This is a genomic window from Haloplanus rubicundus, assembly GCF_003342675.1.
GTDB classification, from domain to species: Archaea; Halobacteriota; Halobacteria; order Halobacteriales; family Haloferacaceae; genus Haloplanus; species Haloplanus rubicundus.
In genome coordinates this window covers 696,252-713,748 of record NZ_CP031148.1, presented here as the reverse complement: position 1 = coordinate 713,748, position 17,497 = coordinate 696,252, and the positions used below count along the sequence as shown (strand labels likewise).

The following is a 17,497-nucleotide window of genomic DNA, read 5'->3' as shown; positions in this document are numbered from 1 at the left end:
CACTCTACTGTCGGCTGTAAGTCGATCGAGATATTCGCCGCCCCGGTATGGCGAATATCGTGACACAGTTACAGCCAACGGTATCACACCGGCCCGTCTGATCGCGCCTCCACCCTCGTGGTGGTATCCACGACGGGCGCTACACTCCTGCGGCGAACGTTTTTCAGGGTAGCCGACGACTGGAACACGGAGTGGTATGATAATGAGTACCGAACGAGGGACACACGCGAAGGTGGGGGTGCGATGACCGATGGAGTTCGACGGGACGTTCACCATCGAGGACGTATCGGCCGAGGAGGTCTGGCTCTCCCTCTCCGATCCGTACATGATAAAGCGGTCACTGCCCGGCTGTCAGTTCCTGACCCAGGTCGAGGAACCAGACGAGGTGGATTTCGAGGCGTTGCGCGAGGAAGACGCGGACGAAGATCCGACGCTCTTGCCCGACGCGGACCCCGACGTGGTGAAAGCGCGGGGCTTCGAAACGGGGCAGCATTACGCGGCGCTGGTGGAGATTAGCGTCGGCTCGGTCAGCCCGAGCTTCCGGACGGCCGTTACCATCGACGAGTGGGACTTTCCCGCGGGCAGTGCCTCGGGCGAGGGCGAAGCCAGCGGCAGTTCCTTCGAGATGAACTCCCGAATGTCCATCACGGAACACGACGACGGGGTCGACATCGAGTGGGGCGCGGAGGCGGACGTCTTCGGTCGAATCGCCAAGATGGGCCAGCGGGTCATCAATCCGGTCGCGAACCGCGTCGTCAACCGCTTTTTCGGCAACATGGAGGAACAGCTCACGGCGGTTGCGGAGGAGGACTCGGACGGGCTCCGTGACCGTATCCGGGGGATGTTCTGAACGATCCCATTCCCGACTGATACGGTTTATCGTAAGTCAGTGCCGGTGGTTCGCCGAAACGATCCGGCGAACCACCGGTGAACAGTTACAATAATCCGTATGAGCGGCCGCAGACGGCGGTACCTCGGTCTCGATACTCCCGTTCGGCGCCGAATCGTGGTGGTCTGTACCATGAATTTATCCCGACTGCACGCCTGCATCCTCCTGTGAGCGAGAACCCCTTCGCCGACACGAGAGAGCCGGAGCTCCGGGCGGCGTTCGACGCAACGGACTACGTCGCTGGGGACGACATCGTGACCACGGTACTCTTGGCGCTTCGCCTCGGCCGACCGCTCCTGATCGAGGGCGAGCCCGGTGCGGGCAAGACGGAACTGGCGAAGGCACTGGCCGATGGCTTCGACACCGAGCTCGTTCGTCTCCAGTGTTACGAGGGACTGACCGCCGAGAACGCACTCTACGAGTGGAACTACACGAAGCAGTTGCTCGCCGTCCAGGCCGACGACCACGGTGTTTCGGGGGACGACTCCGTGTTTACCGAGGAGTACCTCCTCGAGCGACCACTGGTACGAGCGCTGTCGGGCGATCACGACCGACCGCCGGTGTTGCTTATCGACGAAATCGACCGAGCCGACGAGGAGTTCGAGGCGCTCTTGCTCGAGGTGCTGTCGGACTTTCAGGTGTCGATTCCCGAACTCGGAACCGTCAGCACCGACCGACCCCCGGCCGTGGTCATCACGTCCAACCGAACCCGCGGACTGAGCGACGCCCTGAAACGTCGGTGTCTGTATCTGCACGTCGAGCCGCCGTCGTTCGAGAAGGAACGAAATATCGTCGAGCGGAAAGTCCCCGAACTGGACGGGGCTGTCGCCGCGGAACTCTGCGGGGTGACCCAACGGCTCCGCGAGGAGCCCTTCCGGAAGCATCCGGGCGTCGCGGAGACGCTCGACTGGGCGCGTGCGGTGGCCGAACTCCGGGCCGCGGACGACGACGACTCGCTGACGCCAGCGGAAATCGAACACACCCTCGGCTGCCTGCTCAAGGAAGTCGAGGACATCGAACGGGTCGACGACACACTGCTTGAGGCTCTCGTCGACTCCGCTCGCTCGGCCCGTATCGAAGCGGGGACGGGGTGAGAAGAATGCCTGACCGAGACGGTACCCGTGTCCCGGATGTCGCCGGCGTTCGCGACGACGTGCGCTCGGAGCTGATCACCTTCGTCAGATCGCTTCGACACGCCGGTGTGGACGTACCAGCGAACGCGGCGATCGTCGCGACTCGGGCACTCGTGGAAGTTGGGTTCGGGGACGAGACGCGCGCACGGGCGGCGCTCAGAGCGGCACTCGTGGGACGGCCGGAGGATGTCGGCCGATTCGACCGAGCGTTCGGAGAGTTCTGGAATCGGCTGACTGCACACCTGTCGCTGGTCGGGGCCGGCGAGTCGGAACACGGAGCGGACGACGGCGACCCGCCGGGCGGCCACATCGCGTCCGTCGGCGACCAAGCGCTTCCCGAACTGGACGGCGATGATCCGGAGCGAGACGACGCCACGCTCGACTCGACACACGACCGGGCAGGGGGTCTCGGCATCGCCGGCGACGCCGAGACCACCGAGAACGGAACGGTGGCGACGGCGACGTACAGTCCCTCCGGACAGCCGAAGCGGGTGTCCGTCACCCTCTCGCCATCCGCCGGAGACGAGGAGTTGTTGCGCGCGGTCGACCGACTCTCGCGGGCCGTCGCGACCGAACGGGGGCGCCGGTGGCGACCCACCCCCGCGGGAGAGCGAGCGGACGTGAGGCGCTCGCTGCGACGGAGCATCTCGACTGGCGGTGCCATCCTCTCCGTCCCCAAACAGCGCCGGACGCGAACGGCGAGCAGAGTGCTCGTCCTCGCGGACGTGAGCCGGTCGGTGCTCGATGTCGTCGACCGGTCCTTCCTCCTGCGGTGGCTCCGGGCACTTCGGGCACGGGCACGCAACTGTCGCGTGTTCCTCTTCGACACCGACATCAAGGAGGTGACGGCCGCGCTCGATTCGGGGTCGACGCGTGCCGCCGTCGACGCACTCCGGGACGCCGAGACGGCGTGGGGCGGCGGCACCCGAATCGGTCACGCCGTCACGACGATTCGGGACGAGTACGCCGACGCCGTCGACAGGCGGACGACGGTTCTTATTATGAGCGACGGCCTAGAGATGGGGGACGTGTCGGAACTCGAATCCGGAATGGCCTGGCTTTCGCGTCGGGCCGCGACGGTGCTGTGGCTGAATCCGCTCGCCGCCGCCCCGAACTACGAACCGTCCGCCGCCGGCATCGCCGCCGCGCTGCCATCCGTCGACGGCCTGTTCGCATTCACCGGACCGGACGACCTCACGGAGATGACCCGTCAGCTCACCCGATACGGCCGTGGAGGCGCGATCGGCTACGAACACGATCCCCGACGCGGGAGTCGAACACAATCATGACACATCACACACCGAGGGGGCGACCCGCATGACTGCAGGCGACTGGAGCGTACCGGAGACGGAAGTACTGGACGCCGTCGGCGGCGCCATCGACGACCAGCACGCGGTGTTGGCAACGGTCGTCGACGTCGTCGGCAACGCCTACCGGCGCCCGGGGGCGAAGATGGTCGTCGCCGACGAGGGAGACGGCATCGGCTCCATCACCGCCGGCTGCCTCGAAGACGAGGTGCTCGCGATCGCCGAGGACGTCGTCGCGGAGGGACGCCCACGCGTCGAACGGTTCGACCTCACCGGCGACGACGACGTGTGGGGACTCGGCGTCGGCTGTAACGGCGTCATCGACATCTTGCTCGAACCCCTCGACGACAGCTACCGCCCCGTCGTCGATGCCTACGAGCGTGGCGAGGACATCGTCGTCCTGACCGTGGTCGAATCCGACACCTCGACCGCTCGGCGCGGCGACCGGGCGTACGCCACGCGGGCGAACGGCACGCTGTCGTTCGACGCGTCGGGCTGGCCGGACTGGCTGCTCGATGCGCTCGACGATCCGGCCACGAAACTGCTCGCGACCGAGACATCCGACACCCTCGAATTCGAGCACGACGGCGAGCGAGTCGAGGTGTTCGTCGATGCCGTGACGGCGCCGCCGGAGCTGGTGATTTTCGGCTCCGGTCACGATGTCGCACCCGTCGCGAATCTCGGCTCGCGCGTCGACTTTCGCGTGACGGTGGCGAGTTTCCGTGGCGCAGCCGCCACCAGCGACCGCTTCCCGGACGCCGACAGGGTCGTCTCGACCTCACCGGCCACCATCCGGGAGACGATCGACTTCGACGAGAACACGTACGCAGTCGTGATGACACACAACTTCGTCGACGACCACATCGCTCTCGAGGAGCTACTCGACACCCCCGTCCCGTATATCGGGCTACTCGGCCCTCGCGAGCGATTCGAGGAGATCCGCGACGAGTTCAGGGACGGCGGGGTGGAACTGAGCGAGGCGGACCTGGAGCGTATCTTCACGCCCGCAGGGCTCGATCTCGGCGGCGGGACGCCGTTTCACATCGCTCAGTCAGTCGTCGCCGAGGTCACGGCGATCCGATTCGGCCGCGAACCGGCTCATCTCACGGAGCGCGAGGGCCATATCCACGAGCGACCGTCGCTGGAGTGAGGACGACGGCGACTGCGCGCGGCGCCCTATCGGCGACACAGTCGCCGGAGTCGGTCGCCCCCGAACCTACGGCGCGGTTCCGCTGCGATCGGCGACTCCGGTGATGGCCTGTTTCGTGTACACTTCGAGGAGCGTCGAGCGATACTCCGCCGACGCCTGATTGTCGTCCATCAGTTCGAACGTCTCGATTTCGTCGGTCGCGTGTGTCGCCGCGGCCGAGATATCGTCCTCGTCGAGGGTCGTCCCCACGAGTTCCTCCTCGACGACGGGGAGTCTCATAGCGTGATCGACCGCGCCGGTCGCGGCGATCCGCGCGGATTCGACGACGCCGTCCTCGAACTCCACGACTGCAGACACCCCGACCATCGCGTAGCCCGAGGACGGGCTGGGCTTTTTGACGTACGTGCCAACGTCGTGTGTCGGCACCTCGACGGTCGTGAGGAGCTCGCCGTCGTCGAGGGCGGTTCCGTACAGGCCGGTGAAAAAGTCGTCCGCGGCGATGGTTCGGTGGCCGTCCCGGCCCTCCGCGTGCAGGGTCGCATCCGCGGCGAGTGCCGCCGCCGGCAGGTCGGACGCCGGATCGGCGTGGGCGAGATTGCCGCCCACGGTTCCGCGATTGCGCACCTGCACGTCACCGATGACCTCGGCGGCCTGCGTGACGGCTGGAATCGCGTCGTGGAGCGTCTCGTCGTCGGCGACCGTGTTGTAGCTGGTGAGTGCCCCGATTTCCACGACTCCGTCGCCACGGCTCACGCCGTGCAGGTCGTCGATCCCCCCGATGTCGATCACGACATCCGGGCTCGCCAGGCCGGATTTCATCGTCGGCAGGAGACTGTGCCCCCCCGCCAGTATCTCGACCTGGCCCTCCTGTTCCGCGAGGAGGGTGATCGCCTCGTCGACGCTCTCTGCTCGCTCGTAACCGAATTCGGACGGGAACATCAGTCCGCCCCTCCGGGCTCCGCCGTCGCATGCTGGATCGCCTGCCACACCGTCTCGTCGGTCAGCGGCATGTCGATGTGGTCGATCCCGAACGGTTGGAGCGCGTCGGTGACCGCGTTCACGACGGCCGGTGGGGCCGCAATCGTCCCTGCCTCGCCGATCCCCTTCGCCCCGAGGGGGTTGTGTGGACTCGGCGTCACCGTGTGATCGGTCTCGTACTCCGGCACCTGAAACGCCTTGGGGAGCGTGTAGTCCTGCATGGAGCCGGTGAGGAGCGTGCCGTTCTCGTCGTACTCGACGCCCTCGAAGAGCCCCTGTCCGAGGCCCTGTGCGATGGCGCCGTGCACCTGCCCCTCGACGATTTTGGGGTTGATCTGGTTGCCGCAGTCGTCGACCGCGACGTATCGCTCGATGTCGACCTCGCCGGTGTCCGGATCGACTTCGACGACGACGATGTGGGTTCCGAAGGGGAACACCAGATTCTCCGGGTCGTAGAAGTTCGTGGCCTCCAGCCCGGGCGACGTGCCGTCGGGGAGGTCGTGTGCCAGATACGCCTCGCGGGCGACCTCCTGAATGGTCATCGACCGCGCCGGTGCGCCGGTGATTTGGAACTCGCCGTCCTCGAACTCCAGGTCTTCTTCGCTCACCTCTAGGTGGTGTGCCGCAATCGTCCCCGCCTTCTCGACGACCTCTCGGGACGCCTCGACGATTGCACTGCCGCCGACGGAGACACTCCGGGAGCCGTAGGTGCCCATCCCCATGGGAACTTCGTCGGTGTCGCCTTCGATCACCTCGATATCGTCGTAGTCGACGCCGAGTTCGTCCGCGACGATCTGGGCGTAGGTCGTCTCGTGGCCCTGTCCATGACCGGACGTGCCACAGTAGACCGTCACCGACCCGGACGGGTGGAATCTGACGACGCCGTTTTCGTAGAGCCCCAGCTGGCCGCCGATCTGACCGATGATCTCCGAGGGGCCGTAGCCACAGGACTCGTTATAACACGAGATCCCGATACCGAGATAGCGCCCCTCCTCGCGGAGGTCGGCCTGCTTCTCGCGAAGTGCCTCGAGATCGGCCATCTCGATCGCCCGATCCAGCGTCTTGTCGTAATCGCCGGAGTCGTAGAGGAGGCCTGTCGCCGTCTCGTGCGGGAAGTCGTCGCGGGAAATGAAGTTCTTCCGTCGGAACTCCACCGGGTCCATGTCCAACTCCCTGGCGGCGAGCGTCGCCAGCCGTTCGATAACGTACGACGCTTCGGGTCGGCCGGCACCACGGTACGGTTCGGTCGGCGTCGCGTTCGTGAACACCTCCGTCACCTCACAGTAGACGTTCTCGACGTCGTACTGGCCGGGGAGCATCAGCGCGTATCCGTGAGCCGGCATCAGCGGTCCCCACGTGGAGAGGTATCCTCCGAGGTCACCGTACGTCTCGACTCGGAGTGCCTGGATCGAGCCGTCCTCGTCGACGGCTATCTCGGCAGTGGTCTCCTGGCCACGTCCGTGGCCGGTCGACGCGTACGCTTCGGTTCGCGTCGCCTGCCACTTCACGGGGCGCTCCAACTGTAGCGAACACCAGGCAGTGAGCGCCTCGTCCGGGTGGGCCGAGTCCTTACTCCCGAAGCCACCGCCGACCTCCGGCGCGATGACGCGCATCTTCTGCTCCGGGAAGTCGAGCATGTCGGCCATGAACCGACGGTGGAGGTGGGGACACTGCGTCCCCATGTGAACCACGAGTTCGTCGGCGCTGGGGCGGTAGTTCGCCAGCGTAACCCGGGGTTCCATCGCCGTCGGGAGGAGGCGCTGGTTGACCAGATCCACCGACACCGTCCGGTCGGCGTTCTCGAACGCCTCGTCGGTCGCCTCCTCGTCTCCCACGTCCCACTCGGCGGCGACGTTTTCCGGCGCTTCCTCGTGGATCGTCGGCGCATCCTCGTCGGTCGCCTCCCGCGCCCCGGTCACCGCCTCCAGGCGGTCGTACGTTACGTCGATAGCGTCGACGGCGTCGCTCGCTCGGTAGCGGTCGTCGGCGACGGCGACGGCGACCGGTTGCCCCTGATACCGGGCCTTGTCCCGGGCCAGCATCGGATAGGGTGGGCGTTTCAGGTCGGGCAGCAGCCAGATCGGTTCGATCTGTCCCGGTGCCTCGCTCGCCGCAACGTCGTCGGCGGTGTAGACGGCGAGCACCCCGTCGAGTTCCTCCGCTGCACTCGTGTCGATCGATTCGATCCGTGCGTGGCCGTACTGGCTCCGGAGCACCGCCATGTGGACGGTGCCGCGTGGCTCCATATCGTCGGTGAACGTCGCTTCGCCCGTGAGCAGTTCCGGGTCTTCCCGGCGCTCGACCGGCGATCCCTGAAGTTTCTCGGCCTGCCCCGCTTCGATCGAGTCGGGCATCTCAGTCCGCCCCCGAGACGCCGCCCATGTCGTCGGCAGCCGATTTGACAGCGTTGATAATGTTCTGATAGCCCGTACACCGACAGATGTTCCCTTCGAGGGCTTCCCGAATCTCCGCATCGTCCGGATCGGGATTGTCCTCGAGGACGTCGAGGGCGGTCATCATCATGCCTGGCGTGCAGTAGCCACACTGCAACCCGTGCTCCTTCTGGAAGCTCTTCTGGAGGGGGTGGAACTCGCCGTCGTCCGACAGCCCCTCGACTGTCTTGACCTCCGCCCCGTCCGCCTGCACCGCCAGCACCGTACAGGACTTGACGGCGTCGCCGTCGAGGAGCACCGTACAAGCCCCACACATCGTCGTCTCGCACCCGACGTTCGTTCCCGTATAGCCCAATTCGTCCCGGAGGGCGTGTGCGAGGAGGGTTCGTGGTTCGACGCTCAGTTCGTGCTCGGTCCCGTTGACGCTCAGTTCGATGTCGTGGTGTGTCATAGTCCGTGTACTGTGCCCGCGCTGGAACGGCGAACACCCAGCATCCCCGAATAGTGATGTGTGTTATCTCTACCCATATCATATACATGGCGGCTAGCTGATTACTTATAGCTTTGCGTGGCGAGTGAACTGCTATACTGCATCTTACCGCAGTACAGCTATCTTCGCCCTGTGACATATCAATTCTATACCATACATTTATAACAACCAATCGTGAACGTTTCGGCTGGTGGAGACAGTGACAGCACACACTCGCAACGCCGAGACGCCGCGGCTTCGGGGGACAGACCACGCTCGATATCTGCCGGGGAGGGGGACGCATGGTTAACGCTACGGCGTTCGGGATGTCCGGCCTCGTCCTCCCGCTGTTCGTCTGGTTCGTCGCCATTTACCAGGATTACGAGCTAAACGAGGCGGAACTCAAGGGGATCGCAGCCGTCGAATTCACCGGCTTCCTGACGCTGTTCGTCATGGGGCTCTGGCATACGATCGATAACACCTTCGGCGGCGCCGTCAGCCTCCTCTTCACGGCGATTCCGCTCCTGTACGGCCTGCTCTGGCTGATCGCCGCAATTATTCACTGGTACGGTGCGGACATGAAGCCACTCGGCGTGGTCGCCCTCGTCCAGATTCCGGTACAACTCCTCCTGATTGTGGGGCTTTTCGCCGTCGGTGCCCCCATCTCGTGGGGTATCGTCGTCGATCTGCTCATCTACGCGCCGTTCACCCTCGCTGGGTTCTACCTCTTCACTCACGGGTACATGATGCCCGCCGCGAAGCGATACACCGGCTGGATCTCACTGCTCGCAACCATCGCGACCCTCCACGTGATGTTCGTCGGTTCGGGCATCATCGGGCCGATCCTCCCCGGGATTTAATCCCTCGGGGAGCATCTCCCCGGCTACCAGTCGGCTATGGTTCACCAAATCGACATCAACTGCGACATGGGCGAGAGCTTCGGCAAGTACACCAAAGGGCGGGACGCCGAAGTGATGCCCTACATCACGACGGCGAACATCGCCGGGGGGTATCACGCGGGAGATCCACACGTCATGCGGCGAACGGTCGCCCTCGCCGACGACCACGATGTCGATGTCGGCGTCCATCCGGGCCTCCCCGACAAACTCGGCTTCGGGCGTCGAACGATGGATGCCTCACCCGAGGAGGTGCGAGACTACGTTGTCTACCAACTCGGCGCGCTGCGAGCGTTCGCCGACCAACTCGGCGTCCCGTTCCAGCATGTCAAACCGCACGGCGCGATGTACACGATGCTCTCCGAAAGCGAGGAGCATGCCCGGGCGGTGATCGAGGGCATCTTGGAGGTCGACGAGGATCTGATCTATCTCGCGACGGATATGAACATCTACGAGATCGCTCAGGAGTACCCCATTCGAGCCGCGTTCGAGGGCTACGTCGACCTCGATTACCGGCCGGATCGGAGCGTCGTGATCCCGAAAGAGAAGACGGCCCGCGATCCGGAACTCGTCGCCGACCGCTTCATCAGCATCGCAACCGAGGGCGTCGTCGAGACGCCATCCGGCGAGCAGATCGATATCCCGGCGGAAAGCATCTGCGTACACGGAGACACCCCGAACGTCGTCGAGATTCTGGAGGAGATCCACGACCGCCTCGACGACACCGACATCGAACTGACGGGCGTCGCCGATATCGTCTGATACGCACTGTCGACCGTCAGTTTCGGCGGTCGCCGTGGTCGACGACCGCCCGGACACGTCACAACAATCCGTAGAACGGGACCCCCGCCCGGCCTCGCGGAGTCGTTCGAGCGAGTGGATGGGTACTGCACTCCCCACAGAGGAGTCCTCTTCCTTCATCCCTGCCACGTCGCACCGTGATATCGGCTGTCACAACAGTTGTGTTCTTGGACCCGTTGCAGCCGTAGGGGATCTTGCCATGTGTCATCCCCACAAACCAATCGACCGCATCGCGGAGCGGTACGCCGACGCCGTGCGTGCGGAAGACGAAGCGGACGAGGCCGACACCGAGCCCGAAGCGCCGACGCTCACCCCGCCCGCCGACGACTGAGACGGAGTGGTGCAACTGTGTACCGGTGGTTCGTCGACCCGTCTCGGTGAGCCACCGGTACTGACGTACGACCGTCCGTTCGACTGCGTGTCGCAGCCGTCGCTCACGGGCGACGATGGGCGGACGGAGCCCAGCCTCGCCGGACTGCTCGGCGTCGGCGCCCGCGTCACCGCCCTCGCCGTCGAGGGCACGGACGAACCGTTCGAGGACGACGCCTACTTCGCGTAGGCGCGGGGTACATGGTCGTCCGGCGTCTACGATCCCCCATGACCGACGACCACGACCACGAACTCGCGACGCTCGCGGGCGGCTGTTTCTGGTGTCTCGAAGCGCCGTTTCAAGAACTCGCCGGCGTCCACGCCGTCACCTCCGGCTACGCCGGCGGCCACGTCGACGACCCGACCTACGAGGAGGTGTGTTCGGGGTCGACCGGCCACGCCGAAGTCGTCCAGATCGAGTACGACCCCGACCGCCTCTCCTACACCGACCTCCTGACGGTCTTTTTCGCGCTCCACGACCCGACGACGAAGGACCGACAGGGACCGGACGTGGGCTCGCAGTACCGCTCGGCCATCTTCACCCACGACGACGAACAGCGCGAACTCGCCGCGGCGACCATCGAGCGACTGGCCGCCGACTACGACGACCCCATCGTCACCGAGGTGGAGCCACTCGACACCTTCTACCCCGCCGAGGACTACCACCAGGACTACTACGCCAACAACCCCCAGCGGGCGTACTGTCAGATGCAGATTCGACCGAAGATGGAGAAGGTGCGCGAACTGTTCGCGGGGCGGGTAGCGGACGACTGAGACGGTTTATTGTAAGTCAGTACCGGTGAGTCGCCGAGACAGCCCGGCGAACCACGGTGAACAGTCCCAATAATCGTATGAGAAACCGCCGGTCGAGTCGCTCGAGTGACCGGACAGAACCAAGTAGCCACGGCGTTAACGACTACGTATACGATGGCCGCCGACAACCACATCCGCGTGTCGGACCGCGTGAAGTCGCTCATCGACGACCGGCGTCGCGAGGGAGAGAGCTACAGCGACGCGCTCGAACGCATCCTCGGCGACGAACGCGACCTCACCGACGGGATGGGGTTCTGGTCCGACACCGACGCCGCCGTCGAGGCCCGCGAAACACACGAGCGGGGGAAGCGGAAGACGCTCGAACGGACCGACGGATGAGGGTCGTCGACACCACGTTTCTCGTCGACTACCTCGACGGCCACGACGCCGTCCGCGACTATCTCGGCGCCCATCCGGACGTGTACGTCACCCCTGCGCCCGCGTTCACCGAGGTGCTTCAGGGCGAGGTGTACAAGTCGGATCGATCGACCGTCGACGTTCCCGGGGCACGTGACGCACTCGAGTTCGTCGACGTCGTCGGCGTCGACGAGCGACTCGCCGTCGCCGCCGCTGAGTTCGCGGGCGAGGTGTTTCCCCCCGGGCCGAAGATGGGGGCCGTCGACGCCCTCGTCGGGGCGCTCGCCCGGCGAGAGGGGGCGACGGTCGTCACGAACGACGCCGACCTGACGCATTCGGAGACGCAGGCGGTCGTGGCCGTCGACGCGTATCGGGAGTAAACTACCCCACCCTACTCGCTCACGGATTCGCCGTTCGCTTCGTTGAGGGTGTCGTCAGAAGCGGAGCTTCTGACTGCTAACCAGAACCGAAGGTTCTGGTGATGGGGCTTTCGCGTGGACTCCCGTTCTGGCCTTCACAGGCAGGCGAATACTCGCCGTTCACGTTCAGCGTCCCGCGATTCAAGCGCACGTTTACGGGTGCGCATCCGCCCGACGACTTTTGCGCCGAGCGGAGATGCTTTAGACCGATGTTCTTCGCCGCGTTGTAGTCGGCGTTCACTTCATAGCCGCACTTCTGGCAACAGAATCGCTCTTGTGTCTGGCGGTTTTCGCGGAGCGTCGTCCCACACTTGGAACACCGCTGGCTCGTGTACGCAGGACTCACCTGGTCGACCGAGATACCGAACATCTCGGCTTTGTACTCGACGTACTCGAACAAGCGTCGGAACGCCCACGCGTGGAACTTCTTGGCGTTCGGCATCCGCTCACGAATCCCCGTCAGGTTCTCGAATGCGATCACGTCACAGCCGTTCTCGACGGCTTCCGCGACGAGTTCCTTCGAGACGGTATGTAAGAAGTGGTCGTAGCGACCCGTCTCGGTGCGTCCGACCGACTGGATGGTTTCGTGAGCGGCCCGCGTTCCACGCTGTTGAAGCGACCCCCGTCGTTTCTCGAACTCGCGGTGCCAGTGGTTCAACTCCGACCCGTTCCAGAATCCACCTGTCGAAGTGACGGCGACGTTTTCGATGCCGAGGTCAACGCCAAGGACTGTGCTGTGCTCGTCGTTGCCGTCGTCGGCAGTCTCGGACTCCACGTCCGCCTTTGTTCGGACGTGAAGGTAGAACTCACCGTCGCGGTAGTGGAGTTCTCCGCCCGTCACTTCGTAGTCATTATTGAACAGGTACTCCGAGTGGGGCGTCTCACGGTTCTCGTCGGGGAGGACGTACTCGGCGGTGATGCGTCCGTCGACGGTCGAGAGCGTCGCGTGGTCGTCGTTGAACGTCGCACATCGCTTGTCGTAGACGAGCGTCGGGGCAGTGAAGTGCGGCTTCCCTGCATCGTCACCTTGCTTCCACCGAGCGACGACGCTCTGTACGGCGTCGGCGGCCTTGTTACGGGCGTTCTGGACGAGGTTCGCTTGGAGTCTCGTTTCGGCCCGCACGTCGTCGTATGTTTCCCGTTGGAGTTCGGCTTTGCTTGTGGTCTTGTACTCGCCTCTCCACGCGTGGTCGACGACGTAGTTGGCGGCCCACAGGAACTCGGAGATTGTATCGTGGAGGAGTTCGGCGTCGCTGTCGGCCACGTCGAGCTTGATGGGGACGGTGCGACGTACCTCCATCCGTGGTTCAGATGTAGGCCGGCGTTTTTATATTAGTAACGACTCGGTGGGGAGTCGGCCTTCCATCGAGCGTGGTTGGTGTAGTACCGTGTCGGTTTCCTCTCCGACCTACTCGCTCGCTACGCTCGCTCCTTGAGGTCGGAGGCTCCACCTTGCATTACGCTGAAGATGCGGCTCCACGGTACTGTGGGCGGCCCGCGGTGGGGACCAATTCGCTCGTAACCCGGTGACTGCGCCGGAATCGGTATCGTCGCGACGAACGCGAGTCCCGACCTCACTCCAGCGCCCGAATCAGGTCTGCTCCCTCGACGAACGGCAGGTCGTACCGGCGGGCGTACGCCTCGGCGTCGGCCGTCGAGAGCGCACCCCCCGTCTCGTCGTCGAGCATCTCACACCCGGCGACGGCGGGGGCGACGCCGGCCGCCTCGGCCAGCGCCAGGCCGAGTTCGGTGTGGCCACGGCGTTCGTCGAGGAGGCCGGGCGCCCCCCGGAGGAGGTGGACGTGACCCGGCGTCCGGAACTCGTCGGCGAAGGCGTCGACGCCGTAGTCCGCGTCGGCGCTCACCTCGCCCAGCCGGCGGATGGTGAGCGCCCGGTCGTCGTCCGTGACACCGGTAAAGCCGTCGCGGTGGTTCACCGTCAGCGAGAACGAGGGGTGGGCGTCGTAGCCGAGGTCGGTATGGTCGTTCGCCGGGTGGTCGACCGCCTCGTGGAGGAAGGGGAGGTCGAACCGATCGGCGACGGTAGCGGGGAGCGCGGCGAAAATGAGGCCGCCGCCGTCGTTGCGGAGGCGCGCGACGGTGGCGGGCGTCACCGCGCTCGCTGGGTAGAGGAGGTCGGTCTCGCCCTCGCGGTCGTCGGCGTCGTGGACGAGCACCGGCTCGCCGGCCCGGAACGCCGCGACCGCTCGCTCCAGCGCTCCCGTCGATTCGCCGCGCATCACGGCTCCCCCACGTGGACGGTCAGGTCGTCGCCGTCCGAGAGGGCGAGTTCGTCACGCAGTTTCACCGGCGCGATGAGTTCGAGTTGCGTGGCGTCGTGGTGGGTGCGCTCGGGGACGATGACGTGGGCGCCGTCGTAGCTCCCGGCGTCGCTCTCGACGCGGGCCGCGTAACACGTCGCGGGGCCGAACGTCCGGTCGCCGTCCTCCCAGCCGTCGATTCGGGTCGCGTCGTCCGTCTGTGCCTCCAGTTCGCCGCGCGCTCGGACGCTCGCGGCCGTGAGTTCGACGTTGAGCGTGCCCGCGAACGGCTCGTAGCCGAGTCGGTCGCGGAACTGCGCCATGTAGCCCGACAGCGAGATGTAATGTTTCCCCTCGCCCATCCCGCTGGTCACCGTGCCGTCGAGCGACAGGGTCGCGTCGGCCTCGAACAACTGGCGGTAGTCGGCGTACTCGCGTCGGAGCCGAGCCACGCCCGCGTCGGTGACGACGACGCGCTGGCCGTCGGCCAGCACCTCCCGGTCGACGAGTCCCGCGTCGTCGAGACGCTGGAGTCGTCGCGAGGCCGTCTGGGCCGACGCGTCGAGCTGTTCGGCCAACCCCGAACAGGATAGCTTCGCTCGGTCGTCGAGGCCGCCGGCCAGCGCGACTCGCTTCAGGGCGGCGAGTTCGTCCGGGCCGACCGTCGACGCCGCTGCGGTCTCTGCCATATCCGGGGTTGCGGCTCGTCGCGTATAAGTATACCGAATACGATATGCATCACAAAATCGTGATGGAATTCGCGGAGTGTACCGGCCCTAGCGACGGGAGTGGTCTATATGCGTCGGTCCGCTACACTGGGAGGACGGCGCCGGCGATCAGCGAGCCGCCGACCGTCGACACCGCGAGCGCCCCGAGTCCGAGTGCGAGCACCAGAAACACCAGTATCCACCACAGCGGAACCGCGTTCGACTCTGCCATGACTGCCCGTCGTCGTGGAGGCCCCAAAGAACTTCCCGTTCACCGCAGCAGCCAGCGCAGGAATCCCGTCCGCTCGTCGCCGGCCTCGTCGGTCGGGGGAGCCTCGTCGCCGCCGTCCCCGTCGGCCGGGGCCGACGGGTCGTCGGTATCGGCGCCGTCGTCCTCGTCCGCCGGCTCCGTCGGCGCCAGCGACCCGTCGCCCGTCAGATCGACCGCGAGCCGTCGGTAGGCGTCGGTCGCCGGGGCGTCGGGCGCGGCGACGACGAGCGGGTCGCCCCCCTCGGCCGCGGCCGACACCGCCGGATCGTCCGGGATCGACCCCCGGATCGGGACGCCGAGACGGTCGGCGACGGCGTCCAGATCGGTGTCCGACGCGATCCGTGTCACCACCGCCCCCGCCATCGGCGTCCCGAAGCGTCCGGCCACGTCCCGGGTCTTCGCCGTGTCGCCGAGCGCCCCGCGTTCCGGCGTCGAGACGAGCAACACCTCGTCGGCGATCCGGAGGGGTTCGACGCTGTCGTGGCTCAGGCCCGCCGAGGTGTCGACGAGGACCACCTCGGCGCCCGCCTCGTCGAGACCGTCGAGCAACGCCGTCAGGTTCGACGGGTTGGCCGCTCCGAAGTCGTCGAGTGAGTCCGACGCCGGGAGGACGCCGAGGCCGACCGGCCCCTCCCGGCGGGCCTCGGCGGCCGTCGCCCGCCCCGCGAGTACGTCGTGGACGGTCGGTCCCTCGTCGGCGTCGACGCCGAGGGCGCCCGCGAGGTTCCCCATCCCGAGGTCGGCGTCGACGACGACCGTCTCGTGGCCGCCCGCGGCGAGGACGGCACCGAGGTTCGCCACCGTCGTCGTCTTGCCGACGCCGCCCTTGCCGCTGGCGACCGCGTACACGCGCATGAGTCGTCAGCAACCACCGGCGGGGAGCATATAACTCTGCTCCCCGCCAGCGGGGCGGGGTGTGGCGTCGTGAGCCGGTATCGACGGGACGCCGACGGAGCCGGTGAATCCACGGTACGCGGTCACGAGACCCCCATCAAAGGTTACTTCAGCGCGGCCGGCGCTAGACACACCAATGAGTACCGACACGCAGGACGCCGACGACGACCGTCGGAAATACGAGTTCCGGAAGGTCATCGAGGACCTGAAGGAGTACGAGGGCTCCGGCACCCAACTCGTCACCATCTACATCCCGCCGGACAAGCAGATCTCCTCGGTCGTCGCCCACGTCACGCAGGAACACTCCGAGGCGAGCAACATCAAGTCCAAGCAGACCCGGACGAACGTCCAGGACGCCCTCACGAGCATCAAGGACCGCCTCCGCTACTACGACACCTACCCCCCGGACAACGGCATCGTGGTCTTCAGCGGCGCCGTCGACAGCGGCGGCGGCCAGACCGACATGGTCACCAAGGTACTGGAGAGCCCGCCCGACCCCATCCAGTCCTTTCGCTACCACTGCGACTCCGATTTCCTCACCGAACCGCTAGAGGAGATGCTGACCGACAAGGGCCTGTTCGGCCTGATCGTCCTCGACCGCCGCGAGGCCAACGTCGGCTGGCTCAAGGGCAAGCGCGTCGAACCCGTCAAGTCCGCCTCGTCGCTCGTCCCCGGCAAGCAGCGGAAAGGTGGCCAGTCCGCCCAGCGGTTCGCCCGCCTCCGCCTCGAAGCCATCGACAACTTCTACCAGGAGGTGGCGGAGATGGCCAACGACCTGTTCGTCGCCGAGCGCCACGACCTGGACGGCATCCTCGTCGGCGGCCCGTCGCCCACGAAAGACGAATTCCTCGACGGCGACTACCTCCACCACGAACTCCAGGACAAGGTGGTCGGCAAGTTCGACGTCTCCTACACCGACGAATCCGGGCTCTACGACCTGGTCGACGCCGCACAGGACGTGCTCGCCGACCAGGAGATAATGAAAGACAAGGTGGAGATGGAGGAGTTCTTCGAGAACCTCCACACCGGTGACCTCGCCACCTACGGCTTCGAGCAGACCCGCCGGAACCTCGTCATGGGCTCCGTCGACCGCCTGCTCATCAGCGAGGACCTCCGCAAGGACGTGGTCGTCTACGACTGCGGCGGGGGCGAGGAGTTCGAAGTGGTCGACCGCCGACACGCCACGCCCGACCACCAGTGCGACGACGGGAGCGAGGCCGAAGTGAAAGAGCGCGAGGACGTGATCGAGCACCTCATGGCCATCGCGGAACAGCGCGGCACCGAGACGAAGTTCATCAGCACCGACTTCGAGAAGGGCGAACAGCTCTACGACGCCTTCGGCGGCGTCGCCGGCATCCTGCGGTACTCGACCGGCATCTAAGCCGAGACG

20 protein-coding genes are annotated in these 17,497 nt (G+C 65.9%); 12 read left to right on the top strand and 8 right to left on the bottom strand.

Annotated elements, in window-relative coordinates; all coding sequences use genetic code 11:
* Positions 1–250: 250 nt before the first annotated feature.
* The 4 genes from DU484_RS04490 to DU484_RS04475 all read left to right on the top strand — a co-directional run bounded on the left by DU484_RS04490 (position 251) and on the right by DU484_RS04475 (position 4,479).
* Positions 251–850 carry a CoxG family protein gene (locus tag DU484_RS04490; RefSeq protein ID WP_114605213.1) on the top strand — a complete coding sequence of 200 codons (600 nt, stop codon included), beginning with the start codon at positions 251–253 and terminating at the stop codon, positions 848–850.
* A gap of 206 nt (positions 851–1,056) precedes the next feature.
* Positions 1,057–1,983 (top strand): AAA family ATPase, encoded by a 927-nt coding sequence (locus DU484_RS04485; RefSeq protein WP_114605212.1) that lies wholly within the window; start codon positions 1,057–1,059, stop codon positions 1,981–1,983.
* 5 nt (positions 1,984–1,988) lie between these two features.
* Entirely contained in the window at positions 1,989–3,311 is a 1,323-nt protein-coding gene (locus tag DU484_RS04480) for a VWA domain-containing protein (RefSeq protein ID WP_114605211.1), read from the top strand.
* A gap of 28 nt (positions 3,312–3,339) precedes the next feature.
* Entirely contained in the window at positions 3,340–4,479 is a 1,140-nt protein-coding gene (locus DU484_RS04475; RefSeq protein WP_114605210.1) for an XdhC family protein, read from the top strand.
* Positions 4,480–4,545: 66 nt separating this feature from the next.
* On the opposite strand, the gene DU484_RS04470 is transcribed toward DU484_RS04475, so the two are convergent.
* The 3 genes from DU484_RS04470 to DU484_RS04460 are packed head-to-tail and all read right to left on the bottom strand — an operon-like array spanning position 4,546 to position 8,301.
* Positions 4,546–5,418 (bottom strand): FAD binding domain-containing protein, encoded by an 873-nt coding sequence (locus tag DU484_RS04470; protein ID WP_114605209.1) that lies wholly within the window; start codon positions 5,416–5,418, stop codon positions 4,546–4,548.
* Positions 5,418–7,811 carry a xanthine dehydrogenase family protein molybdopterin-binding subunit gene (locus DU484_RS04465; protein WP_114605208.1) on the bottom strand — a complete coding sequence of 798 codons (2,394 nt, stop codon included), beginning with the start codon at positions 7,809–7,811 and terminating at the stop codon, positions 5,418–5,420. The genes DU484_RS04470 and DU484_RS04465 overlap by 1 nt, the downstream gene beginning before the upstream one ends.
* 1 nt (position 7,812) lies before the next feature.
* Positions 7,813–8,301 (bottom strand): (2Fe-2S)-binding protein, encoded by a 489-nt coding sequence (locus DU484_RS04460; protein ID WP_114605207.1) that lies wholly within the window; start codon positions 8,299–8,301, stop codon positions 7,813–7,815.
* Between the two features lie 320 nt (positions 8,302–8,621).
* Here DU484_RS04460 and DU484_RS04455 point away from each other — a divergent pair, with 320 nt between their 5' ends.
* From DU484_RS04455 to DU484_RS04430, 7 genes are all read left to right on the top strand, one after another.
* On the top strand, positions 8,622–9,179 hold the full coding sequence (locus DU484_RS04455; RefSeq protein ID WP_157969497.1) for a hypothetical protein: 558 nt from the start codon (positions 8,622–8,624) through the stop codon (positions 9,177–9,179).
* A 36-nt stretch (positions 9,180–9,215) separates the two neighbouring features.
* Positions 9,216–9,977 (top strand): LamB/YcsF family protein, encoded by a 762-nt coding sequence (locus DU484_RS04450; protein WP_114605205.1) that lies wholly within the window; start codon positions 9,216–9,218, stop codon positions 9,975–9,977.
* Positions 9,978–10,215: 238 nt separating this feature from the next.
* Positions 10,216–10,347, top strand: a complete 132-nt coding sequence (locus DU484_RS20285) for a hypothetical protein (RefSeq protein ID WP_262342850.1) — start codon at positions 10,216–10,218, stop codon at positions 10,345–10,347.
* A gap of 9 nt (positions 10,348–10,356) precedes the next feature.
* The gene (locus DU484_RS04445; RefSeq protein ID WP_157969496.1) at positions 10,357–10,575 is read left to right on the top strand and encodes a hypothetical protein; all 219 of its coding nucleotides are present in this window, start codon (positions 10,357–10,359) and stop codon (positions 10,573–10,575) included.
* Positions 10,576–10,613: 38 nt separating this feature from the next.
* The gene (gene msrA, locus DU484_RS04440) at positions 10,614–11,159 is read left to right on the top strand and encodes a peptide-methionine (S)-S-oxide reductase MsrA (protein ID WP_114584978.1); all 546 of its coding nucleotides are present in this window, start codon (positions 10,614–10,616) and stop codon (positions 11,157–11,159) included.
* Between the two features lie 153 nt (positions 11,160–11,312).
* Positions 11,313–11,537, top strand: coding sequence for an antitoxin VapB family protein (locus tag DU484_RS04435; protein WP_114584977.1), 225 nt, complete (start codon positions 11,313–11,315; stop codon positions 11,535–11,537).
* On the top strand, positions 11,534–11,935 hold the full coding sequence (locus tag DU484_RS04430) for a PIN domain-containing protein (RefSeq protein ID WP_114605203.1): 402 nt from the start codon (positions 11,534–11,536) through the stop codon (positions 11,933–11,935). The genes DU484_RS04435 and DU484_RS04430 overlap by 4 nt, the downstream gene beginning before the upstream one ends.
* Before the next feature lie 76 nt (positions 11,936–12,011).
* Here the strand turns inward: DU484_RS04430 and DU484_RS04425 are convergent, their stop codons facing one another.
* The 5 genes from DU484_RS04425 to DU484_RS04410 all read right to left on the bottom strand — a co-directional run bounded on the left by DU484_RS04425 (position 12,012) and on the right by DU484_RS04410 (position 16,068).
* Entirely contained in the window at positions 12,012–13,274 is a 1,263-nt protein-coding gene (locus DU484_RS04425; RefSeq protein ID WP_114605202.1) for an RNA-guided endonuclease InsQ/TnpB family protein, read from the bottom strand.
* Positions 13,275–13,548: 274 nt separating this feature from the next.
* Entirely contained in the window at positions 13,549–14,214 is a 666-nt protein-coding gene (ribB, locus tag DU484_RS04420) for a 3,4-dihydroxy-2-butanone-4-phosphate synthase (protein ID WP_114605201.1), read from the bottom strand.
* Positions 14,214–14,924, bottom strand: coding sequence for a DUF120 domain-containing protein (locus DU484_RS04415; protein ID WP_114584974.1), 711 nt, complete (start codon positions 14,922–14,924; stop codon positions 14,214–14,216). The genes ribB and DU484_RS04415 overlap by 1 nt, the downstream gene beginning before the upstream one ends.
* A 121-nt stretch (positions 14,925–15,045) precedes the next feature.
* Positions 15,046–15,174 carry a hypothetical protein gene (locus DU484_RS20280; RefSeq protein WP_262342849.1) on the bottom strand — a complete coding sequence of 43 codons (129 nt, stop codon included), beginning with the start codon at positions 15,172–15,174 and terminating at the stop codon, positions 15,046–15,048.
* 39 nt (positions 15,175–15,213) lie between these two features.
* The gene (locus DU484_RS04410) at positions 15,214–16,068 is read right to left on the bottom strand and encodes a nucleotide-binding protein (RefSeq protein WP_114584973.1); all 855 of its coding nucleotides are present in this window, start codon (positions 16,066–16,068) and stop codon (positions 15,214–15,216) included.
* A gap of 175 nt (positions 16,069–16,243) precedes the next feature.
* On the opposite strand from DU484_RS04410, the gene prf1 reads away from it, so the two are divergent.
* A complete protein-coding gene (gene prf1, locus DU484_RS04405; RefSeq protein WP_114605200.1) occupies positions 16,244–17,488 on the top strand; it encodes a peptide chain release factor aRF-1 in 1,245 nt (414 codons plus the stop codon).
* Positions 17,489–17,497 lie beyond the last annotated feature (9 nt).